The organism is Stenotrophomonas sp. YAU14D1_LEIMI4_1 (assembly GCF_003086815.1).
GTDB lineage: Bacteria > Pseudomonadota > Gammaproteobacteria > Xanthomonadales > Xanthomonadaceae > Stenotrophomonas.
Window position 1 is genome coordinate 667746 of record NZ_CP025997.1, and the last position, 21455, is coordinate 689200.

The following is a 21455-nucleotide window of genomic DNA, read 5'->3' on the forward strand; positions in this document are numbered from 1 at the left end:
GGCCCGCTGTAGGTAATACTACGGCGCATGTCCGCCGATGCTCACGCCATCCCCACGCCCCAGGCCACCTATGCGCAGCGCGTGGCCTTTGTTTCCGAGATCGCCGGTCGCCTGCACAGCTATGGCACCACGGCCCAGCGCCTGGAGGCCGCCGTGGTGGCGCTGGCGCGGCAACTGGACCTGGATTGTGAGCCGTGGTCGAACCCCACCGGCATCATCCTCAGCTTCAGCGATCCCGCGCGCGCCATCGGTTCCAGTGACATTACCCGGGTGATCCGCCTGGCGCCGGGCGAGAACGACCTGCACAAGCTGAGCGTGGCCGACCGCATTGCCGAGGAAGTGGCCAACGGGCGCATGAGCCTTGCCCAGGGACACACCGCGCTGCGCCAGCTGGACAAGGATCCGGGCCGCCGCGGCAAGCTGCGCACCATCCTGTCCTTCAGCCTGGGCGCGGCCGGCGTGGCCGGCATGTGGAAGCTGCCGTGGCTGGATATCGCCACGGCTGGCGTAATCGGCCTGATGATCGGCCTGCTGGGCATGCTGACCGATCGCCGTCCGGCCACCCGCGAAGCCGGCGAAGCGCTGGCCGCGCTGCTGGCCGGCATGGTCGCCACCCTGGTGGCGGCGTTCGTGGGCGCGCTGAATCTCAACACCGTCATCATCGCCTCGCTGGTGGTGCTGCTGCCGGGCATGTCGTTGACCAACGCGGTGAACGAGCTGGCCAGCCAGCACTGGGTTTCGGGCACGGCGCGTTTTGCCGGTGCGCTCACCACCATCATGAAACTGAGCGTGGGCGCGATGATCGCGGTCACCCTGGCCGATGTGCTGGGCCTGGACCCGGTGATCCGTGCCTCGCGCCCGCAGGGGCCGTGGGTGGAATGGGGCTCGCTGCTGACCGCGGCCTTCGCATTCGCCATGTTGTTCAAGGCCAACCGGCGCGATTACCCATGGGTGATTGCCGCCTCGGTGGCCGGCTATGCCATTTCCAAATTCGGCGGCCACGCCTGGGGCGCACCGGCGGGTATTTTCCTGTCGGCGATGCTGCTGACCGCCGGCGGCAATCTGTTTGGTCGACTGGTGGGTCGCCCGGGTGCGATCATCCGCCTGCCCGGCATCATCATGATGGTGCCCGGCAGCACCAGCCTGCGCGGCGTGCTGACCCTGGTGCAGCAGCAGGACGTGGGCGCCGGCCAGAGCGTGTTCCTGACCGTACTGAACGTGGTGATGGCGCTGGTGGCCGGCCTGCTGTTCGGCAACCTGCTGATGCCGGCGCGCAAGACCCTGTGATGATGCCGGTGGGTGTGGACCGTTGGTCCACACATCCGGGCAGTAAAAAACGCCGGCTTTCGCCGGCGTTTTCTCATTCAAGCCCGGGCAGGACTCAGGCCTTCTTGATCAGGAAATCTTCCGGCTTCTTGTTGCCCTTGGCGGTCAGCTCGGCCATCCAGCGCGGCTGCTTGCCGCGGCCGGTCCAGGTTTCCTTCGGGTTGGCCGGGTTGCGGTACTTCGGTGCCACCTTGCCCAGCTTGCGGCCGGCGGTCTTGGACGGAGCCTTGGCAGCCTTGCGTGCACGCGGTGCCGGGGCGGCAGCGCCACCGAACAGCTCGTCGATGGTGTAACCCTCGGTCTTGGCCAGCTTGGTCAGCTGGGCGCGGACCTTGGTGATCGGGCGGCGCTTGGCGACGATGGTCTGCTGCTTCTTGGCGGTACGGATCAGGGCGCCCAGCTCACGTGCCGACAGGCCGCTCAGGTCGATGCTCATTCAAATACTCCGGGAAATGCAGTGATGGACAGGGACGAGCCGGTCCATGGCGGTCGCTGGACAGGGTAATGTCGATTTACTGCCAGCACAAACATTTATTGGTTTCTGATATTACGAATTGCGACTGCCGACATATTCAGACGCTGATGCCACCGGTGGACGCAAAAAAAAGACCGGGGCGGACCCCGGTCTTTCCATCAGCCCTGCAGTCGCTGCAGCAGGGTGGCCTTGTCCAGGCTCTCGGCCTCGCTGGCCTTGCGCGAGCGGTACTCATACGTACCGGCGGCCAGGCCGCGCTCGCTCACCACCACGCGGTGCGGTACACCGATCAGCTCCATGTCGGCGAACATGGAGCCCGGGCGCAGGCCGCGGTCGTCCAGCGCTGCATCCAGGCCGGCGTCGCGCAGTTCCTGCAGCAGTGCAGCGGCGGCCTCGGCCACGCCCGCATCGCCCTTCGGGTTGATCACGCACACCACCACCTGCCAGGGCGCCATCGCCTCAGGCCAGATGATGCCGGCGTCGTCGTGGTTCTGTTCGATGGCGGCGGCCACCACGCGCGAGATGCCGATGCCGTAGCAGCCCATGGTCATCACGGCGGCCTTGCCGTTCTCGTCCAGCACGGTGGCCTGCAGCGCTTCGGCGTACTTGCGGCCGAGCTGGAACACGTGGCCGACCTCGATGCCGCGGGCGATCTTCAGCTCGCCGCCGTCGCGGGCGCGGTCACCGGCACGCACGTTGCGGATATCCACCACTTCCGGTTCCGGCAGGTCGCGGCCCCAGTTGACACCGGCCAGATGGAAGCCGGCCTCGTTGGCACCGACCACGAAGTCGGCCATGGCCGCCACTTCGCGGTCGGCCAGCACGCGGATCGCCTTGGCCGGGCCGACCGGGCCCAGGAAGCCGGGCACGCTGCCCAGGTGCTCGGCGATTTCCGCTTCGCTGGCAAAACGCTGGTCTTCCAGGCCAGCCACCTTGGCCAGCTTGATCTCATTTACTTCGTGGTCGCCGCGCACCAGGGCCAGCACGAAGCCGGCCTCGGTCATCAGCGCCACCGACTTCACCGTGCGCTGCAGGTCGATGCCGAGCAGGGCGGCCACGTCTTCGCAGGTCTTCTGGGTGGGCGTGTCCACCTTGCGCAGGGTTTCAGCGGCGGCCGCGCGCGGGGCCGGATCGGCGGCCACGGCCGCTTCCATGTTGGCCGCATAATCGGAGCCGGTGGAAAACACCAGCGCGTCTTCACCGGAATCGGCGATCACATGGAATTCCTGCGACGCGTCGCCACCGATGGCGCCGGAGTCGGCCTGCACCATGCGGAAATCCAGGCCCAGGCGGGTGAAGATGCGGCTGTAGGCCGCCTTCATGTTTTCGTATTCGCGCACCAGGTCTTCATCGTGCAGGTGGAACGAATACGCATCCTTCATCAGGAATTCGCGCGCACGCATCACGCCGAAACGCGGGCGGATCTCGTCGCGGAACTTGGTCTGGATCTGGTAGAAATTCACCGGCAGCTGCTTGTAGCTGGACAGCTCGCTGCGGGCGAAATCGCACGCCGCTTCTTCGGCGGTGGGGCTGTAGCAGAAGGTCTGTTCCTTGCGGTCCTTGATCTTCAGCAGCTGCGGGCCGAACTTTTCCCAGCGCCCTGTCTGTTCCCACAGTTCCTTGGGCTGGATGGTGGGAATCTGGAATTCCACGGCGCCGGCGCGGTCCATTTCCTCACGCACGATGCGTTCCACCTTGCGCAGCACGCGCAGGCCCAGCGGCGACCAGGTGTACAGGCCCGAGGCGAGCTTGCGGATCATGCCGGCGCGCAGCATCAGCCGGTGGCTGGTCAGCTCGGCGTCGCTGGGGGTTTCCTTGGTGGTGTGCAGGTGGAACTGGGAGAGGCGCATCGTCGGCTTCGGGATAACGGCAGAGACGCCTATTCTGCCAGCCCGGCCGGGGGGTGGGGTACTGGCAGGGCTTGCAGCCCTGCACCCGCTTGGAGCGACGGCAACGGCAACGTCAACGTCAAAAGCGGGCTATCCGTGGGTTGGCGGGGTGGGTCCGGTTGCGGGGGACGCCGCAAGTACGTCCCTGTAGGCTTGGCCGCGGCATCCATGCCGCGGACACCCCCGCAACCGGACCCACCCCGCCTTCGACAGACTTCCGCGATCTGCCAGATCGGCTTTCTGCCTTGGTGGGTATCGACCTTGGTCGACACAGATGAATTCATTCGATTTCTGACAGATGTGTCGACCAAGGTCGACACCTACCAACAGACGCCGGCCAACTGTCAGAGGTGGGGCGGTGTGGGTGGGCAGGACCGCAGGCGCCATGGATGGCGCCTACGAGCCCCCATGGACGGGTTTACGGCGTGTCCTGACCACCCACACCGCCCCGCCATCCCACGGAAAGCCCGCTGTTGATGTTGCTTCAGTCGAGCATGGCTCGACTCTACAGCAGGTGCAGGGCTGCAAGCCCTGCCGAACCCCCTCAGCCGGCCGGGGGGCAGTAGGCTTTGATGGCGGCTTCGGCCAGGCTTTTCTGTGCGGTGCGCTGTTCCGGGGTCAGGGCCGTGTCGGCCTTGCCATCGCCATCGGTGTCCTGCATCACCGGACCGCTGCCCTCCAGCAGGGTCACGTTGGCACGCGCCGTGCTGCACTGCTCCGGCACCGGGGCCGCTTCCGCAGCGGGCGCCGCCGGCGCCTGCGGGCTGCGTGCCTGCTCGCGGGTTTCGTACTTCGCCCCGGCTGGCGGCGTTTCCGAATACTGGGTCACGCCCTTGGCGTCCTTCCACTTGTAGACCGGGCCGGCCTGCGCCGTGGCCGTGGCCAACAGCAGCAGGAAACCAAGGCAGGGCAGGGCACGCATGGCAAACTCCACAGAATGGGCGTAGAACGCCGATTGCAGCATTGCCGCCGACCGCTGGCAAGTCGATTAAACTGGATTCCATGGACCCGATCACACCGCCGCCGCGTTCGCGCACGATTTACCTGCTGCCCAACCTGTTCACCACTGCCGGTCTGTTCTCCGGCTTCTACGCGATCATCGCCGCGGCCAACGACCAGTTCGTCAATGCGGCCATCGCCGTGTTCGTGGCGGCGGTGATGGATGGCCTGGACGGGCGCGTGGCGCGCCTGACCGGTACCAGCAGCGAATTCGGCGTGCAGTACGACTCGCTGGCCGACCTGGTCAGCTTCGGCATGGCCCCGGCGCTGGTGATGTACCACTGGTCGCTGTCCGAACTGAAGCTGGACGGTGAACTGGCCGGCCGCCTCGGCTGGGCCGTCGCCTTCCTGTACGCCGCCTGCGCGGCGCTGCGCCTGGCCCGCTTCAACACCCAGGTGGCGGTGGTCGACAAGCGCTGGTTCGTCGGCCTGGCCAGCCCGGCCGCGGCCGGCTTGATGATGTCCTTCGTCTGGGCCTTCGCCGATGGCACCCTGGGCTGGAGCGGTGACCAGCTGCGCTACGTGGCGCTGGCGGTCACCGTGGTGGCGGCTCTGTTGATGGTCAGCCGGGTGCGCTTCTGGAGCTTCAAGGGCGGTGCTGCCAAGGGCACCCGTTCTGATCGCGTGCCGTTCCTGGTGCTGGCCCTGGTCCCGATCGCCATCGCCATTGCGGTCATTGATCTGCCGCGCGTGCTGTTGGCGGTGGGTGTGCTGTACGCGTTGTCCGGCCCGGTGATGTGGGCGCTGCAACGCCTGCGCAAGAAGCCCGAGGTCGCGTGAGCCAGGACCTGCCCGTGTTGTGGTCACCGGCCCAGCAGGCCTGGCTGCAGGCCATGGGCTACACCGTGTTCCACGACGGCCAGCTGGCCGCCGAGCTGGACGCGGCGCTGCAGTTGAGCGTGGCCGAAGCCGAGGCAGCGTCGACGCCTGCCCCGGAACCGGCGCGATCCGCACCGCGCACGGCGCCTGCCGACAGCGCCGATGTTCCGTTCGAACCGCGTGCCGAGCGCGCCGCTGCGCCGCGGCGGCCGCCCCCGGTGGCGGCACCGGATACCGCGCCGGCGGCCACGCGGCCGCTGCCCTCGGGCAACGCGCGGCAACCGGCGGTGCGACTGCCCGACCGCCTGCAGATCGCCCTGCTGCGTGCATCGGGCTGCAATCCGAATGACCCGGCCACGCAGGCATTGATGGACAGCTGGCCGCTGGAAACGTTGCGCCGTGACCCGGCCGCCAAGCGCGCGCTGTGGCCGCAGCTGCGTGCGCTGCGCAAGCGGGGCACGCCATGAGTGCGGTCGCCCAGCCGGGGCCGGTCAACCTGCGCGCGCTGCGCGAGAATGATCTCAATGCGGTCATGGCCATCGAGGTACGCGGCTACCCGTACCCCTGGACCCGTGGCATTTTCCTGGACTGCCTGCGCGCGGGTTACCCCGGGCTGGCGATGGAACAGGACGGCCTGCTGATCGGCTATGGCGTGCTCAGCCTGGCCGCTGACGAAGCGCACGTGCTCAACATCTGCATCGATCCGCTGGTGCAGTCGCGCGGCCTGGGCCGGCAGCTGCTGCGCGCGCTGGTCGAGATGGCGCGCAACCGTGGCGCGCAGCGCGTGTTCCTGGAAGTGCGGCCGTCGAACACGCCGGCGCTGCGGCTGTACCACAGCGAAGGCTTCAACGAGATTGGCCGGCGCCCGCGTTACTACCCGGCGGCACAGGGCCGCGAAGATGCGCTGGTGATGGCCATCGAGCTGGTGGCTGACGACGTGCAGGTGATGCCGCCGCTGTAATAGCCGCTGCGCTCGCCGGGCATGGCCCGGCGCTACCGTCACGCCAACCGCAGTGCCAGCACCCCAGCCATGATCAACCCGGCCGCCAGCCAGCGTGCGCGCGGCACGCGTTCGCGCAGCAGGAACACGGAGATCAGCAGGGCGAAGACGATGGACGATTCGCGCAGCGCGGACACCATCGCTACCGGTACCTGGGTCATCGCCCACAGCGCCATCGCGTAGGAGGCGGTGGTGCCGATGCCACCGGCCACGCCCAGCGGCCAATGCTGGCGCGCGTAGGCCAGCACGGCGCGGCGGCAGGTGTACAGCGCCCACGCCGGCAGCGGAATGCCCGACAGCAGGAACAGCCACAGCGTGTAGGCCAATGCGTTGCCTGACTGCCGTGCGCCATGTGCATCGACCAGCGTATAGGTGGCGATCATCAGCGCGGTCAGCAGGGGCAGGCCGAGCTGGCCGCCGCGCGCGCCCAGCGCCATGCACAGGATGCCGGTGCTGACCAGCACCACGCCCAGCCAGGCGGCAGGCGGCAGCGACTGGCCGAGCAGGCTGCCGGCCAGTGCGACCAGGATCGGCGCGCAACCGCGCATCAGTGGGTAGGCCAGGCTCATGTCCACCTGCTGGTAGCAGCGCGCCACCAGCCCGTAGTAGATCACCTGCAATACCACCGAGGCCGCCAGCCAGGGCCAGCTGTCGGCTGCGGGAAACGGCAGCAAGGGCAGGGCGGCCGCTGACAGCAGTGCGGCGCTGCCGGTAACCAGCACCGTGCCGAGGAATTTGTCCGGCCCGCGTTTGACGATCGCGTTCCAGCTGGCATGCAGCGCAGCAGCGGCCAGCACCAGCAGGAAGATGGAAAGTGGCATCGCCCGATGATGCCATGCGAGGGGGGGGGCCAACCCCAGCAGAGAAGGGTAGGTGCCAACCTTGGTTGGCACGTCGCTCAGTGCGGACCAAGGTCCGCACCTACCAGAGCCCGGTGAGGTAGGTGCCAACCTTGGTTGGCACACTGCTCAGTGCGGACCAAGGTCCGCACCTACCAAAGCACATCCCACCCGTGCAGCGTTACAGCTTCGCGCGCTGTTCCTGCAGCCCCGCCAACTGGGTGTTCCAGTCGACCAGGCGCACGCGCTCCTGCTCGACCACGGCCGCCGGCACCTTGTCGGTGAACTTGGCCAGCTTGGTCTCGCTCTTTTCCTTCTCGCCTTCTACGCGCTTGATCTCCTTGTCCAGGCGCGCACGCTCGGCATCCAGGTCGACCAGGCCTTCCAGCGGCACCAGCAACTTCAGCTCGCCCACGATCGCGGCGGCGGCCGGCGGTGCGCTTTCGCCTTCGGCCAGCCACTGGATGCTGTCCAGCTTCAGCAGGAACGACAGCGAGGCGCTGAAGCGTTCGATGCGCACGCGATCCTGTTCGAGGCCGGCCTGCAGGCGCAGCGGCACCAGCTTGGACGGGGCCACGTTCAGTTCGCTGCGCACGCGGCGCACTGCGCTGATCACCGCCTTCAGCCATTCCACGTCGGCCTCGGCCTGGGCGAAATCACCGGCGAATTCGTCGGCGGTCGGATACGGGCGCAGCGACAGCGTGGTTTCGGCCAGGCCCAGGCGCGGGGCCAGCTGCTGCCACAGCTGTTCGGTGATGAACGGGGTAAGCGGGTGCAGCAGGCGCAGCAGCGCTTCCAGCACGTACAGCAGGGTGTGGCGGGTGCTGTCGGCATCGGCCGCGTCGGCACCGTTCAGCGCCGGCTTGCTCAGTTCCAGGAACCAGTCGCAGAACTCGTTCCAGGCGAACTCATACAGGCACTGCGCCAGCAGGTCGAAGCGGTAGTTGGCGTAGTGGCCCTGTGCCTCGGCGGACACGGCGGCCAGGCGCGCCAGGATCCAGCGCTCGGCGTCGGTACGCGGGCTCGGCACGCCGTTGAACGCGGCCCCCTCGGTGTTCATCAGGGTGAAGCGGCTGGCGTTCCACAGCTTGTTGCAGAAGTTCTTGTAGCCCTCGGCGCGGTTCATGTCGAACTTGATGTCGCGGCCGTGGGTAGCCAGCGCGGCGATGGTGAAGCGCAGCGCGTCGGCACCGTGTGCGGCGATGCCGTCCGGGAACTCCTTGCGGGTGGCCTTCTCGATCTTCTCCACCATCTTCGGCTGCATCAGGCCGCCGGTGCGCTTGGCCACCAGGTCGTCGATGCTGATGCCGTCGATGATGTCCAGCGGGTCGAGCACGTTGCCCTTGCTCTTGGACATCTTCTGGCCCTGGCCGTCGCGGATCAGGCCGGTGAAGTAGACGTCCTTGAACGGGATCTTCCCGATCAGGTTGTCGGTGGCCATGATCATGCGCGCCACCCAGAAGAAGATGATGTCGAAGCCGGTGACCAGCACCGACGACGGCAGGTAGCGGTCGAAGCCGCGCTCGGCCATGGCCTGTTCGTTTGGCCAGCCCAGCGTGGAGAACGGCCACAGCTGCGAGGAGAACCAGGTTTCCAGCACGTCGCTTTCCTGGCTCAGCACCACATCGCTGCCGAGGTTGTTCTTTGCGCGCACTTCGTCTTCGCTGCGGCCGACGTAGCAGCTGCCGGTGGCGGCATCGAACCAGGCCGGAATGCGGTGGCCCCACCACAGCTGGCGGCTGATGCACCAATCCTGGATGTTGGCCATCCAGTGGCGGTAGGTGTTGATCCAGTTCGGCGGCACGAAGGCGATGCTGCCGTTCTCGACCAGCTCCAGGCCACGACGCGCCAGCTCGTCCATCTTCACGAACCACTGGTCGGTCAGGTAGGGCTCGATCACCTGGCCGGTGCGGTCGCCGCGCGGCACCTGCAGCTTGTGCGCCTTGGTCTCGACCAGGATGCCCAGGTCTTCCAGTTCGGCCAGCACGGCCTTGCGCGCTTCGTAGCGGTCCAGGCCCTGGAAGCGTTCGGGCGCGTTTTCATTCAGCGCCGCCACCGGGGTGAACAGGTTGATCATCGGCAGGTTGTGGCGCAAGCCCACCTGGTAATCGTTGAAATCGTGCGCCGGGGTGACCTTGACCACGCCGGTACCGAACGCGCGGTCCACGTAGTCATCGGCGATGACCGGCACGCGGCGGCCGATCAGCGGCAGCACCACCTGCTTGCCGATCAGGTGCGCATAGCGCTCGTCTTCCGGGTGCACCATCACCGCGGTGTCGCCCAGCAGGGTTTCCGGGCGGGTGGTGGCCACGACCAGGTAATCGCGGGTTTCGCGCAGGGTTTCCACGCCGTCGGCATCGCGCTCGACGTGCTCGTAGCTCAGGCCCTCGTCCAGCGTGTAGGCGATCGACCACAGGAAGCCGTCTTCCTCGGCGCTCTCCACTTCCAGGTCGGAAATGGCGGTCTTCAGCACCGGGTCCCAGTTCACCAGGCGCTGGCCACGGTAGATCAGGCCCTGTTCGTGCCAGCGCACGAAGGCCTCGACCACCGCTGCAGACGGCTGCGGGTCCATGGTGAAGGTGCTGCGCGACCAGTCGGCCGAGGTGCCCAGGCGGCGCATCTGCCGCTCGATGGTGTCACCGGACTGCTGCTTCCACTCCCACACCTTGCCGATGAAGCCTTCGCGGCCCAGCGAATCGCGGGTCTCGCCCTTGCCTTCCAGGGCCAGATTGCGGCTGACCACCATTTCGGTGGCGATGCCGGCATGGTCGGTACCGACCTGCCACAGCGTGTCGTAGCCGCGCATGCGGTGGTAGCGCACCAGAGCATCCATCAGGGTCTGCTGGAAGGCATGGCCCATGTGCAGGGTGCCGGTCACGTTCGGCGGCGGCAGCAGGATGGTGTAGGGCTCACCCTGGCCGGACGGCTTGAAGTGGCCGGCGTCTTCCCAGGCCTTGTAGAGGTCGGTCTCGAAGGACGTCGGGTCGTAGCTGGAGGCGAGTTGGGTCATGCGGGGGAACCAGGAGGTAATCGTTGAAGGATCAGGGCGCGGCAGCGGCCCATCAAGGGGGCCGGCGCGGCCTTACATGTCGTGCTTGTTCAGGTCGTAGCCGGCGGTCTTGTACTGGCGCCAGCGCTCGCGCAGCGGTTCGCGTGCTTCCGGGTCGGCCGGCACCACTTCCAGCACGCGCTCGCACTGGCCCAGCCAGGGTTCGTCGCGCAGGTTGATCACCAGCGGGCGCATCGGCGCTTCGTCGCCGGGGATGGAAATGAGCACCACGGCCTCTTCCTCGTCCACGTCCTCGCCCACGATCTGGTGCGGGATATAGGCGTCCTCGTCGAAGGACCAGAGCAGTTCGTCCAGTTCTTCGGCCTGGGCCTGGTCGCGGGCCAGCACCAGGGCGGGCAGCCCGGCGTCGTTGGCCTTGCGCGCCAGTTCGCAGACCAGCCGCAGCGGCTCGGTCAGGAAACGGGGCTTGGCGATCAGGTAGAAATCAGCGCGGGGCATGGCAGGGTCCGGGTCGGGCAGGGGCCCGGCGTGCCGGGCGGGGGCAGGCCGGAGGATGCCCCGGCCGGCGGGCGCCGGCCAGGGGCAGGTACGGCATCAGGCGCGGGCGACCTGGTCCAGCAGCCACTGGCTGAGCAGGCCCACCGGGCGGCCGGTGGCCATGCCACGCTTGCCCTCGTCGCTGGCCACGCCGGCGATGTCCAGGTGCGCCCAGCGCTGCCCTTCGGCAAAGCGCGACAGGAAGCAGCCGGCGGTGATGGCGCCGGCCCAGCGGCCGCCGATGTTGTAGACGTCGGCGAAGGTCGAATCCAGCATGGGCTGGTACTCGTCCCACAGCGGCAGGCGCCAGGCGCGGTCGAACACGTGCTCGCCAGCGGCCAACAGTTCGTTGGCCAGGTCGTCGTGCTTGCTCATCAGGCCGGCGGTCTGGTGGCCCAGGGCGACCATGCAGGCGCCGGTCAGGGTGGCCACGTCCACCAGGGCCTGCGGTTCGAAGCGCTGTGCGTAGGTCAGCGCGTCGCACAGGATCAGGCGGCCTTCGGCGTCGGTGTTACCGACTTCGATGGTCTTGCCCGACATCGAGGTGATCACGTCGGACGGGCGGTAGGCATTGCCGTCAATGGCGTTTTCCACGGCCGGCACCACCACCACCAGGTTCAGCGGCAGCTTGGCCTTCACGGCCGCGACGAAGGTGCCGATGACGTTGGCGCCACCGCACATGTCGTACTTCATTTCCTCGATGCCGCCCTGGGTCTTCAGGTTCACGCCACCGGTATCGAAGGTGATGCCCTTGCCGACCAGCACGTACGGCTTGGCGTCACCGCCGCCGGACCACTTGAGCACCACCAGGCGCGGGCGGTTGGCCGAACCGCGGGCCACGGCCAGCAACGAGCCCATGCCCAGCGCTTCCATCTGGGCTTCGTCGAGGATGTCGGCCTCGGCACCCTCGTGCTCACCGGCGAACTTCACACCCACTTCAGCCAGGTAGGCCGGAGTGCAGTAGTTCGGCGGCAGGTTGCCCAGTTCGCGGGCGAACTCCACGCCGGCGGCGATGGCCTGGCCCTGGGCCAGGGCCTGGGCGTCATCACCGGCGATGGCCAGCTGAGCCAGACCGGCGTCATCGGCCTTCTTCTTGCCCAGGGTGGCGGTGTAGCGGTAGGCGGCGTGGTCGGCGGCAATGACCGCCTGGCGGATCGCCCAGGCCGCGTCGCGGTCCTTGATCGCCACTTCGGACAGGGTGAACAGCGCGCTGCGGGCGGCGCCGGCCTTCAGCGCGCGCACGGCGTCGCCAACGGCCTTCAGGTACTGCGGCACGCCGAAACGGGCGGCATCGCCCAGGCCGACCACCAGTACGCGCGCGGCGGTCACGCCCGGCAGGTCGTGCAGCAGGGTGGTGGCGCCGGTCTTGCCGGACAGGTCGCCGCGCTGGGCCAGGGCGGCCAGGCGGCCGCCACTGGCGGCGTCCAGCGCCTGCGCGGCCGGGGTCAGGCTGTGGTCGGCATAGGCGCCGACCACCAGGCAGTCAACGGTGGCGGCAGCCGGAGCGAGGTGGTTCAGGGTGAATTCGAGGGCCATTGAGCAGATTCCATTGGCGAGTCCGTACAATCGCAGGCCGTTTACGCCCAGACAGTAGACTGGGCGGCACCGCGAACGAACCCCAGAGTTTAAACCACCGCCCCATGTTGAAGCTCGACCGATACCTGCTGGGCGATTTCGTCCAGAGTTTCCTGGCTACCCTGATCGTCCTGCTGGTGGTCAGCGTGGGCGGCGTGCTGGTGGACATCCTCGGCAACATCGCCGACGGACGCCTCCCGGCCAAGCTGCTGTTCTCACAGCTGGGCCTGCAGTTCATCGCCTACATGCCGCTGATCCTGCCGCTGGCGCTGATGCTGGGCCTGCTGCTGGCCATCGCCCGGCTCTACCGCGATTCGGAAATGGCGGTGATCACCGCCATTGGCGTGGGCCCCAAGCGCCTGCTGCGCCCCCTGCTGATGCTGGTGGTGCCGGTGGTGCTGGTGGTGGGCGCCTGTTCGCTGTGGCTGGGCCCCTGGGCCGGGCGCACCGCCGAACAGATGATCCAGGATGCCAACCGCAGCGTGCTGATGGCCGGCCTGGAGCCGGGCCGGTTCACCCCGCTGCCCAATGGCGGGGTGGTCTACCTGTCCTCGATCTCGCCCGATGGCACCCAGCTGGGCAAGGTGTTCCTGCAGCGGCAGAAGGACGACCGCCTGGAAGTGGTGTCCGCCGCCGGCGGCCGCATGTACTTCGAAGGCGAGCGCCAGCGCTTCCTGGAACTGGACGACGGCCACCAGCTGGAGGGCCCGCTGGCCGGCGCGCTGGATTACCGGCTGGCCACCTTCGCCCGCAATGACGTGGCCCTGCCCGACGGCACCGAGGCGCGCAAGGACGATGATCCGGAGCTGATGGCGACCACGAAGCTGATCGGCGATGACCGCCCCGAGGCCCAGGCCCAGCTGCACCGCCGCCTGGCGCCGCCGCTGATCGCGCTGGCCTTCGCCCTGCTGACCGTGCCGCTGGGGCGCAGCTCGCCGCGCCAGCAGCGCTACGGGCGCATGATGCTGGCCCTGCTGGCCTACATGGTGGGCACCAACCTGACCTTCATCGGCGCCGGCTGGATCGCCGACGGCAAGATTCCCGGCGCGCTGGGCCTGTGGTGGCTGACCCTGCCGCTGCTGGCGTTCGCCATCTGGATGTACGCGCGCGATGGCCGCCTGGCCCGCCCGAAGGGAGGCCGCGCATGAAGCTGCGCCCGATGCGTTTCGATTTCTACCTGGGCCGTGCGGTGTTCACCACCGTGCTGCTCACCTGGGCGGTGCTGACCGGCCTGGACGTGGTGATGGCCTTCTCCGGTGAGTTCAAGGACATCGGCAAGAACGGCTATTCGCTGGGCCACGCCGCGGCGTGGGTGCTGTACACCGTGCCCCGCCGCGCCTACACCTTCTTCCCCACCGCCGCGGTGATCGGGGCGCTGATGGGTCTGGGTCAGCTGGCGGCCACCTCCGAACTGACCGCGCTGCGTGCGCTGGGCTTGTCGCGCAAGCGCCTGAGCGTGTCAGTGGCCATCGCCCTGTCGCTGCTGACCGGGCTGATGGTGATCAGTGCCGAAACGGTGGGCCCGTGGGGCCAGAACCGCGCCGATGCGCTGAAGATGAGCGCCAAGTGGGGCACCGACATCGCCGTGGCCCGCTATTCGGGCATGTGGGCGCGCGAGGGCGATACCTTCCTGAACGCGGCCAGCGGCGAAGAGCAGCTGGTAGGCGAGAAGGGCACGCGGCTGATCCTGCGCGATGTACGCCTGTACCAGATTGCCGACGACGGCCGCATCGCCACGCTCACCCATGCCGCCACTGCCGAGCACGACAAGGACGGCTGGGTGCTGACCGGCGTGCGCCGCGATACCTTCGGCGAACGTTCGGCCACCCGCCAGGAAGTGGCCCGCGAACCGTGGAATTCGAAGCTGGATGCCGGCGCGCTGGCCACCGGCATCGCCAAGCCGCGCAACCTGAGCGTGTCCGAGCTGAGCACCAGCATTGCCTACCGCGAGCGCAACGGCCTGGATGCGCGTGATTTCGAGGATGTGTACTGGAGCCGCTGGTTCTACCCGGTGAACGTGCTGGCGCTGTGCCTGGCCGCCGTGCCGTTCGCCTTCGGTTCGCTGCGCAGCGGCGGCATGGGCAAGCGCCTGTTCCTGGGCATCCTGTTCGCGCTGGGCTTCTGGCTGCTGCAGTTGTTCTTCGGCCGCATGGCCGGTGCGTTGAAGTTCGATTACCGCATTGCCTACGCGTTGCCGCCCATCGTCATGCTGGCGGTGTCCGGCTGGCTGTTCAGGCGCCGGTAGCGTCGGCACGGCCGCAGGCCGCCCTCACCCCGTTTCAAAGGACCCGGCGGGTCCGCGCCTTTCCGCGCGGGCCCTGCCTTCAACGCGAGCGCGCGCGTTGCGCGCTTCGCTTTACTTCAAGGATGAACATGATCCGCGCACGTCTGTTGCCCTCGCTTGCCGCCCTGCTGTTGCTGGTGGGCTGCTCTGGTCCGGTCGACTTCGAGATTGACAACCCCACCGACACGCCGGTCACCCTGACCATCGACGCGCAGCCGCACGTCATTCCGGCGCACACCACCGTACCGGTCAGCCTGGAGCCCGGTCAGCACCGGCTGCAGAGCGAGAAGATCGGCACGGTGCGCATGGTGGTCTACGCCGACGGCATCGGTGGCCTGATCAACCCGACGTTGGGCGAGTACGTGATCGTCACCGAGCAGTACGTCACCAACAAGACCAATTCCGGCGGGCTGGTGTCGAAGGTCGAGCTCAATGACGTGGTGATCGACGGCCCGTACGTGAAGGCGACCGGCCTGTTCATTCCGCGCAGCTGGGATGTGGGCCTGCTGGGCGAACTACCGACCACGGTGGTCTCCAACAGCCCGGACACGTCGTCGGACTACCGCACCAAGCTCTTCAACGTGCCCGGTTTCTTCGAATACCTGGACGCCGAGGACGATCTGCGGGCCGCCTTCGGGCCCGCGGGCTACCAGCCGCCGCAGGCAACCGTTGAGTTCACCGAAACCAGCCTGCCCGAGCTGCCGGCCGCGTTCGAGGAACAGGGCAAGCCGATGCGCGACGTGTACGCGCAGTACCTGGCCGCCAGCGATGCCGGTGAGCAGAAGCGCCTGAAGAAGGCCAGCCTGAAGCTGTGGCAGGAATTCGCCAAGGCCCAGGGCAAGCTCAACGGCAAGATTCCGGTGCCCGATGACGTCAAGGCCACCGCGTTCTCGTCGCAGTTCTTCGAACTGTGGGCGCAGCCGGCGGTGATCCTGCCGGCGGACCGGTAACGTCGAGCTTGCTCGACGGACCAACGGTGCAGTCGAGCAAGCTCGACTCTACTTCGGTAGCGCCGGGCCATGCCCGGCGGATTCCTTCAGCGCTTGGGCACCCGCACCATGCGGGTGCCGCTGGCGCGGTCGTGCCAGGTCAGGCGTTCGCGATCCAGCCACGCCCACCAGAACCCCAGCCCGCCCAGCAGCAGCGACAGCGTGCCCATGGCGAAACGCCGCCACAACTGGCCGCGCCGCAGCGCCGTGCCATCGCGCGTTTCCAGCTTCAGCCGCCACGGGCGCATGCCCAGCGTCTGCCCGCCGCGCCGCCAACTGGCCGTGGCATAGGCACCGGTGATGACCCAGCACACCGCCCACAGCAGCCACTGCCAGGCGCTGAACGGTGCGATGTTTTCGCGCTGCGCGTGGCCGCTGACCGTATAGGCCACGGTGAACACCGTGCCGGCCAGCATCCACAGCGCCAGCACCGGCCACAGGTCGTAGAACAGGGCCAGCAGGCGCCACAGCAGCAACGTGCGGGGGCGATCGGAACCGGGCGCGGCCACGGAGGCCGTTTCACTGGCGGGGCTGGACATGCGCCGAGCATACGCAAAGCTGGCCCTGCCCGCAGCGGCCCACGTATCCTGCGTGCATGGCCGTTGTTTCCACCCCCGCCGAGCGTCGCCAACTGGTCCAGCAACTGCCCGAGCCGCGCGGCGAAGACAGTGCGCGCATCCAGCGTTTCCTGGACGCGGCCTGGGCCGAGAACGGCCTGGCCCGTGCCACCCTGGACAGCTATCGGCGCGATCTGGAAGGCCTGGCGCGCTGGCTGGATGGTCGCGATGGCGGACTGGCCGGGGTAGAGCGCCCGGGCCTGTTCGATTACCTGGCCTGGCGCACGCGTCATGGCTGGTCGCCGCGCAGCAACGCCCGTCTGCTGTCGGCCCTGCGCGCCTTCTTCGCCGATGCCGTGCGCCGTGGCGAGCGCAGCGAGGACCCCAGTGCGCTGCTGGACCCACCGAAGCTGCCGCGCCTGCTGCCCAAGGCCCTGGCCGAGAGCCAGATCGATGCGCTGCTGGCGGCACCGGATATCGACAGCCCGCTGGGCCTGCGCGACCGCGCCATGCTGGAACTGATGTACGCCGCGGGCCTGCGCGTGAGCGAACTGGTGCTGCTGCCGGCCACGGCCGTGAACCTGCGCCAGGGCGTGCTGCGGGTGACCGGCAAGGGCAGCAAGGAACGGCTGGTGCCGCTGGGCGAAGAGTCGCAGCACTGGCTGGAACGTTACCTGCACGACGCGCGCCCGCTGATGGTGGGCAAGGGCAAGGTGCAGGCCCTGGCCGATGGGCAGACGCCGTTGTTCATCGAACCCAGCCTGCACGCACTCACCCGGCAGGCGTTCTGGCACCTGGTCAAGCGGCACGCGCAGGTGGCCGGCATCGATCCGGCGCGGATCAGCCCGCACGGCCTGCGCCACAGCTTCGCCACCCACCTGCTGAACCGCGGTGCAGACCTGCGCGCGCTGCAGATGCTGCTGGGCCACAGCTCGCTGTCCACCACCCAGATCTACACGCTGGTGGCGCGCGAGCACCTGCAGCAGCTGCACGCCCGCCACCACCCACGCGGCTGAGCGGGCGGCTGAACGCGCGTGCGGGTGTGTGCTCGCGTTCGCGGTGCCACTTCCGGGCCTGTGTCAGAATCGCAAGTCATCTTCCCAGCAGGTTGCTCCATGCTCCGATTCGCCATTGCCGCTGTGTTCGGCGCGCTCAGCCTGACCGCCTGTGCGCAGCCGGCACCGCCCGCCGCCAAGGCCCCTGCTGCTGCGGCCCCCCGGCCGGCGGCGGCCAACCCTGCCGCCGAACAGGCAGTGCGCACCGCGCTGTCGGCGCTGAACCCGGGCTTCACCATCGACTACATCGGCGCCGCGCCGTTCCCCGGCTTCCGCGAAGTGCTGGTGTCGGGCCAGCTGCTGTACGTGTCCGACGATGGCCGCTACCTGTTCCAGTCGCAGCCGTATGACACCCAGGCGCGTGGGCCGGCCAACAGTGCCGGGCTGCTGGATTACCGGCGTGGCCTGCTGGCCAAGGCCAACCATGGCGACCGCATCGTGTTCGCCGCGCCGAATGCCAAGTACACCATCAGCGTGTTCACCGACATTGAGTGCGGGTACTGCCGCAAGCTGCACCAGGACATCGCCGAGCTCAACCGCAACGGCATCACCGTGGAATACCTGGCGTTCCCGCGCATGGGGCTGGGCAGCAAGGACTACACCGACATGATCTCGGTCTGGTGCGCGGCCGACCGCCGCCAGGCACTGACCAACGCCAAGCGCGGTGGCAGTGTGCCGGCCAAGAACTGCACCAACCCGGTGGCCATGCAGTACGCACTGGGCCAGCAGCTGGGCGTGAGTGGCACGCCGGCCATCTTCGCGCCCGACGGCACCCAGCTGGGCGGCTACCTGCCGCCGGCACAGCTGCGCGCCGCGCTGGAAAAGCTGTCGGCCAAGCGTTGATTGAATTGCCGCCGGGCGTGACCCGGCGCTACCGTGGATCGCGTTGGTAGCGCCGGGCCATGCCCGGCGGATGTCGCACGTTTTCCTTACTTCAAGCCATCACTGACCGCCTTGGTCAGCGTGCCCTGCGCATCGTCGCCGCTGAATTCCCAGACGAACGCGCCGCCCAGGGCCTGGGTCTTCACGTACCCCATCTTGCGGGTGATGTTGGCCGGGGTGTCGAAGCTCCACAGCGTGCTGCCGTTGTAGATCCAGGTGGCACCGGCAGTGTTGTCGGTGTAGCTGGACCAGGCCAGGTTCTTCAGCACCTTCCAGTCTTCGATGCCCGCTTCGTAGGTACCCGGCGCCGCACCGGTGGCGGTCTGGTACAGCCCGTTGTTGGCATTGGCCACCCCGGTCCAGCCACGCCCGTAGTAGCCGATGCCCAGGTTCAACTTGGCTGCCGGCACGCCGCGGCTGATGAACGCCTCGATCGCATCGTTGCTGTTGTACTGCGCGGTATCACCGGTGGACGGATCATTCGGCGAATCGAACAGCGCCGAGTGGTGGTTGGTCTTCGCATCCCACGCGCCGTGGAAGTCGTAGGTCATCACGTTGATGTAGTCCAGGTACGGGTGGTACGCGGCCGGGTCGGTCACCCGCACCTTGTCGATGCCGGCACCCACCGCCACGGTCAGCAGCAGCCCGGGGCGCACCGCATCCAGCTGGCGGCGGAACTCGGCCAGCAGAGCGGTGAAGTTGGCGTTGTCCTCCGGCGTGCCGCAGGCCAGGCCACAGGCCACGGGGTATTCCCAGTCGATGTCGATGCCGTCGAACACGCCCAGTGCCGCACCGGTGCCGCCGGCGCCGTCGGTCACCGGCAGGTTGCCCTTGATGTAGGCATCGATGCACGAGGCCACGAACGCCTGCCGGTTGGCCGGTTGTGCGGCGCTGGAGAAACCACGCGACCAGGTCCAGCCGCCCAGCGAGATCAGCACCTTCACGTTGGGGTACTTCGCCTTCAGCTGCTTCAACTGGTTCCAGTTGCCGCGCAGCGGCTGGTCCCAGGTATCGGCGCTGCCGCTCACGCTTTCGCCGGCACCGAAGGCCTTGGTGTAGTCGGCGAAGGCATCGCCGCCCACGCCCGTGTTCGGGTCGGAGGCCTGGGTGACGCCCACTTCGCAGCGGTTGTTGCGCACGTTGCCGAAGGCGTAGTTGATATGGGTGAGACGGGCGGCCGAGCCGCTGCTGTCGATGTTCTTCACCCGGTAGTTGCGGCCGTAGATGCCCCACTGGGTGAAGTAGCCGATGACCCGCTTGCCGGTGCCGCCGCCGCTGTCGGCCAGGGTGGTGGCGCTGGTCGCGGTGCCTTGCGCCGAGGCATTGCCGGCGTTGTCGCGGGCCCGCACGCGGTAGCTGTAGGTGGTGGAGGCCGTCAGGCCACCGTCGACATAGCTGGCGCTGGACGGCGAGCCGACCAGGCTGCCGTTGCGGTACACGTCGTAGCCGGCCACACCGCTGCCGCCGGTGTTGTCGGTGGACGGGCTCCAGCTGAGCGCGATGCTGCTGGACGTGCGCGTTCCCACCGTCAGGCCGCCGGGCACGCTGGGGGCGGTGGTATCGCCACTGGCCGCGTTCACCGTGATGGTGATGGTGGGCGTGCTGGTGGTGGCGTTGTTGTTGTCGGTGGCGACCGCGCGCAGGGTGTGGCTGCCGACGCTGGCGTTGGCCCAGCTTGCGCTGTACGGCGCGCTGGTGTCCACCCCGATCGAGCTGCCATCGCGGAAGAACTCGACCTTGCTGACGCTGCCGTCGGCGTCGCTGGCGGTGGCGTTGACCGTGATCGTGCTGCCGGCGCTGAAGCTGGCGCCATTGGCCGGGGAGGTCAGGCTGACCACCGGCGGCTGGTTGGTGCCGCTGCCATCACAGGCGCCCAGGTTGGTGTAGTACGGCGCACCGGCCGGGTGGTCCGGTGGGGCGTTCCAGATGTCCTGGTTGGCCCGGTAGAGCACGCCGGCCTTCTGCAGGGTATCGCCGGCCCGGTAGATCTTGGCCTGGTCCCATTCGGCCACGCCGGCACAGCTGGCGGCCTGGGCCAGGCCGGGCAGGGCGGCGGCCCCGGCGGCCAGGGCCAGCAGCCAGGCGAGGCGGCGCGGGCGACAGCGGCGGGGGGAAGGTTCGGCACTGCGTACATCGGCACTCTGCACAAACGTGTCGTACATGGTGTTTCTCCGATCGACCAAGAGGCGCGCGGGCCCCGATGGCACCGCGCGTAACGCAGGTCCGGGCGTCGCCGGGGAAGGCGACGGTGGGAGCGGACGGGGTACCTGGCCGGGCCGGGGAGAGAGTCCGGCTGGCCGGGTAGGGACAACGTTGTCATCAATTGCCGGGTCAATCCGTGAGCCAGCGCATGGTTCCGCGATTCCGGGGTTCCCGCGATTCCCGCGAAGAGCGGCGCTGGCGCGCGGTTGGCTGCCATCGGCGGGGCCCCCTCGTGGCTGGGGATTGCCGCGAACAGCGGATTTCCGTGGGTTGGCCGGGCGGGTGGGGTCAGGCGGGGACGCCGTAAACCCGTCCATGGGGGCTTAGCCGCGGCATCCATGCCGCGGATACCCCGCCTGACCCCACCCGCCCGGCCTTGGACAGGTTCCTGCGCGCGCCAGCCACGAAAGACAAGAAGAAAAGATCAAAAGCAGAAGCAGAAGCAGAAGCCGGTCGCTTCGCTCTCATCCACGCATGGCGTGGATCTACCCGTTCCCGGGACCGCCAGTAGATCCACGCCATGCGTGGATGGATCCATCAGATATCGCAACACATCCGGGGTCAGAGCCCGTTGCGAGGCAACGGGATCCGACCCTGTGCCGTTCCGGCAGCTCGCGGGAAACCGCTCGACCAGTGCCCATACCGCGGTGGCCACGAAGGCGGCGCCGTACAGCAGTGCACCGGCCGGGCGGCGCGCCAGCAGCAGGGCACCGGCCAGCGCCGATCCCAGACCCATCAGCAGGAAATACCAACTACCGCCCAGCTGGGCCAGGTGGGTCCGGTTGCGGGGGTGTCCGCGGCATGGATGCCGCGGCCAAGCCTACAGGGACGTCCTTGCGGCGTCCCCCCCACCCGGCCCCCCCCCGCCAGCCCCCAGCGAACCGGCTGTTGCTCTGGCTCTTGCTTCGGCTCTGGCCGTCGCCTTGGGTTCGGCGGGGGCCGGGCGCCGCCCGGCCGAAGCCCACCCCCCGGTTCCGGTACAATGTCGGGCCCGTTTCCCAACTACGGTTCCCCGGA

The 21455-nt window shown here is 68.2% G+C and carries 18 protein-coding genes; 9 read left to right on the forward strand and 9 right to left on the reverse strand.

What is annotated here, in order from left to right; genetic code table 11:
- Positions 1-27: 27 nt before the first annotated feature.
- Entirely contained in the window at positions 28-1287 is a 1260-nt protein-coding gene (locus tag C1932_RS02990) for a threonine/serine exporter family protein (protein ID WP_108748451.1), read from the forward strand.
- A 94-nt stretch (positions 1288-1381) separates the two neighbouring features.
- Here C1932_RS02990 and C1932_RS02995 read toward each other — a convergent pair whose 3' ends face one another.
- The 3 genes from C1932_RS02995 to C1932_RS03010 all read right to left on the reverse strand — a co-directional run bounded on the left by C1932_RS02995 (position 1382) and on the right by C1932_RS03010 (position 4612).
- Positions 1382-1762, reverse strand: a complete 381-nt coding sequence (locus C1932_RS02995; RefSeq protein WP_108761183.1) for an H-NS histone family protein — start codon at positions 1760-1762, stop codon at positions 1382-1384.
- Between the two features lie 197 nt (positions 1763-1959).
- The gene (locus tag C1932_RS03000; protein ID WP_108761184.1) at positions 1960-3651 is read right to left on the reverse strand and encodes a proline--tRNA ligase; all 1692 of its coding nucleotides are present in this window, start codon (positions 3649-3651) and stop codon (positions 1960-1962) included.
- Between the two features lie 583 nt (positions 3652-4234).
- The gene (locus C1932_RS03010) at positions 4235-4612 is read right to left on the reverse strand and encodes a DUF4124 domain-containing protein (RefSeq protein ID WP_108763338.1); all 378 of its coding nucleotides are present in this window, start codon (positions 4610-4612) and stop codon (positions 4235-4237) included.
- Between the two features lie 80 nt (positions 4613-4692).
- On the opposite strand from C1932_RS03010, the gene pssA reads away from it, so the two are divergent.
- Genes pssA through rimI form a run of 3 tightly spaced genes read left to right on the forward strand, consistent with a single transcriptional unit; the run spans position 4693 to position 6469 of the window.
- Entirely contained in the window at positions 4693-5469 is a 777-nt protein-coding gene (gene pssA / locus C1932_RS03015) for a CDP-diacylglycerol--serine O-phosphatidyltransferase (RefSeq protein ID WP_108748455.1), read from the forward strand.
- Between the two features lie 53 nt (positions 5470-5522).
- Entirely contained in the window at positions 5523-5975 is a 453-nt protein-coding gene (locus C1932_RS03020; RefSeq protein WP_199912022.1) for a hypothetical protein, read from the forward strand.
- On the forward strand, positions 5972-6469 hold the full coding sequence (gene rimI, locus C1932_RS03025) for a ribosomal protein S18-alanine N-acetyltransferase (RefSeq protein WP_108761187.1): 498 nt from the start codon (positions 5972-5974) through the stop codon (positions 6467-6469). The genes C1932_RS03020 and rimI overlap by 4 nt, the downstream gene beginning before the upstream one ends.
- Before the next feature lie 38 nt (positions 6470-6507).
- On the opposite strand, the gene C1932_RS03030 is transcribed toward rimI, so the two are convergent.
- The 4 genes from C1932_RS03030 to C1932_RS03045 form a co-directional block, all read right to left on the reverse strand.
- Positions 6508-7329 carry an EamA family transporter gene (locus C1932_RS03030; RefSeq protein ID WP_108761188.1) on the reverse strand — a complete coding sequence of 274 codons (822 nt, stop codon included), beginning with the start codon at positions 7327-7329 and terminating at the stop codon, positions 6508-6510.
- Between the two features lie 199 nt (positions 7330-7528).
- Entirely contained in the window at positions 7529-10357 is a 2829-nt protein-coding gene (locus tag C1932_RS03035) for a valine--tRNA ligase (RefSeq protein ID WP_108761189.1), read from the reverse strand.
- Between the two features lie 72 nt (positions 10358-10429).
- Positions 10430-10855: a DNA polymerase III subunit chi gene (locus tag C1932_RS03040; protein ID WP_108745936.1), complete on the reverse strand. Its 426-nt coding sequence runs from the start codon at positions 10853-10855 to the stop codon at positions 10430-10432.
- A gap of 96 nt (positions 10856-10951) precedes the next feature.
- Complete coding sequence (locus tag C1932_RS03045; protein ID WP_108761190.1) at positions 10952-12430, reverse strand: leucyl aminopeptidase; 1479 nt, start codon at positions 12428-12430, stop codon at positions 10952-10954.
- A gap of 104 nt (positions 12431-12534) precedes the next feature.
- On the opposite strand from C1932_RS03045, the gene lptF reads away from it, so the two are divergent.
- The 3 genes from lptF to C1932_RS03060 all read left to right on the forward strand — a co-directional run bounded on the left by lptF (position 12535) and on the right by C1932_RS03060 (position 15703).
- Positions 12535-13617 carry an LPS export ABC transporter permease LptF gene (gene lptF, locus C1932_RS03050; protein ID WP_108761191.1) on the forward strand — a complete coding sequence of 361 codons (1083 nt, stop codon included), beginning with the start codon at positions 12535-12537 and terminating at the stop codon, positions 13615-13617.
- Entirely contained in the window at positions 13614-14714 is a 1101-nt protein-coding gene (gene lptG / locus C1932_RS03055; RefSeq protein ID WP_108752126.1) for an LPS export ABC transporter permease LptG, read from the forward strand. Before lptF ends, lptG begins: the two co-directional genes overlap by 4 nt.
- A 128-nt stretch (positions 14715-14842) precedes the next feature.
- Positions 14843-15703, forward strand: coding sequence for a hypothetical protein (locus tag C1932_RS03060; protein ID WP_108763339.1), 861 nt, complete (start codon positions 14843-14845; stop codon positions 15701-15703).
- 86 nt (positions 15704-15789) lie between these two features.
- On the opposite strand, the gene C1932_RS03065 is transcribed toward C1932_RS03060, so the two are convergent.
- Positions 15790-16281 carry an RDD family protein gene (locus C1932_RS03065; protein WP_108761192.1) on the reverse strand — a complete coding sequence of 164 codons (492 nt, stop codon included), beginning with the start codon at positions 16279-16281 and terminating at the stop codon, positions 15790-15792.
- Between the two features lie 56 nt (positions 16282-16337).
- On the opposite strand from C1932_RS03065, the gene xerD reads away from it, so the two are divergent.
- Both xerD and C1932_RS03075 read left to right on the forward strand, forming a co-directional pair.
- On the forward strand, positions 16338-17315 hold the full coding sequence (gene xerD / locus C1932_RS03070; protein ID WP_108761193.1) for a site-specific tyrosine recombinase XerD: 978 nt from the start codon (positions 16338-16340) through the stop codon (positions 17313-17315).
- Positions 17316-17414: 99 nt separating this feature from the next.
- Complete coding sequence (locus C1932_RS03075) at positions 17415-18197, forward strand: DsbC family protein (protein ID WP_108761194.1); 783 nt, start codon at positions 17415-17417, stop codon at positions 18195-18197.
- 86 nt (positions 18198-18283) lie between these two features.
- On the opposite strand, the gene C1932_RS03080 is transcribed toward C1932_RS03075, so the two are convergent.
- On the reverse strand, positions 18284-20398 hold the full coding sequence (locus tag C1932_RS03080) for a glycosyl hydrolase family 18 protein (RefSeq protein WP_108761195.1): 2115 nt from the start codon (positions 20396-20398) through the stop codon (positions 18284-18286).
- Positions 20399-21455 lie beyond the last annotated feature (1057 nt).

Coding starts and splice junctions, on each gene's coding strand:
- C1932_RS02995 (WP_108761183.1), bottom strand. CDS start 1,762: ATGAGCATCGACCTGAGCGGCCTGTCGGCACGTGAGCTGGGCGCCCTG.
- C1932_RS03040 (WP_108745936.1), bottom strand. CDS start 10,855: ATGCCCCGCGCTGATTTCTACCTGATCGCCAAGCCCCGTTTCCTGACC.
- C1932_RS03075 (WP_108761194.1), top strand. CDS start 17,415: ATGCTCCGATTCGCCATTGCCGCTGTGTTCGGCGCGCTCAGCCTGACC.
- rimI (WP_108761187.1), top strand. CDS start 5,972: ATGAGTGCGGTCGCCCAGCCGGGGCCGGTCAACCTGCGCGCGCTGCGC.
- lptG (WP_108752126.1), top strand. CDS start 13,614: ATGAAGCTGCGCCCGATGCGTTTCGATTTCTACCTGGGCCGTGCGGTG.
- C1932_RS03065 (WP_108761192.1), bottom strand. CDS start 16,281: ATGTCCAGCCCCGCCAGTGAAACGGCCTCCGTGGCCGCGCCCGGTTCC.
- C1932_RS03045 (WP_108761190.1), bottom strand. CDS start 12,430: ATGGCCCTCGAATTCACCCTGAACCACCTCGCTCCGGCTGCCGCCACC.
- C1932_RS02990 (WP_108748451.1), top strand. CDS start 28: ATGTCCGCCGATGCTCACGCCATCCCCACGCCCCAGGCCACCTATGCG.
- C1932_RS03030 (WP_108761188.1), bottom strand. CDS start 7,329: ATGCCACTTTCCATCTTCCTGCTGGTGCTGGCCGCTGCTGCGCTGCAT.
- lptF (WP_108761191.1), top strand. CDS start 12,535: ATGTTGAAGCTCGACCGATACCTGCTGGGCGATTTCGTCCAGAGTTTC.
- xerD (WP_108761193.1), top strand. CDS start 16,338: ATGGCCGTTGTTTCCACCCCCGCCGAGCGTCGCCAACTGGTCCAGCAA.
- C1932_RS03010 (WP_108763338.1), bottom strand. CDS start 4,612: ATGCGTGCCCTGCCCTGCCTTGGTTTCCTGCTGCTGTTGGCCACGGCC.
- C1932_RS03000 (WP_108761184.1), bottom strand. CDS start 3,651: ATGCGCCTCTCCCAGTTCCACCTGCACACCACCAAGGAAACCCCCAGC.
- pssA (WP_108748455.1), top strand. CDS start 4,693: ATGGACCCGATCACACCGCCGCCGCGTTCGCGCACGATTTACCTGCTG.
- C1932_RS03020 (WP_199912022.1), top strand. CDS start 5,523: ATGGGCTACACCGTGTTCCACGACGGCCAGCTGGCCGCCGAGCTGGAC.
- C1932_RS03060 (WP_108763339.1), top strand. CDS start 14,843: ATGATCCGCGCACGTCTGTTGCCCTCGCTTGCCGCCCTGCTGTTGCTG.
- C1932_RS03080 (WP_108761195.1), bottom strand. CDS start 20,398: ATGTACGACACGTTTGTGCAGAGTGCCGATGTACGCAGTGCCGAACCT.
- C1932_RS03035 (WP_108761189.1), bottom strand. CDS start 10,357: ATGACCCAACTCGCCTCCAGCTACGACCCGACGTCCTTCGAGACCGAC.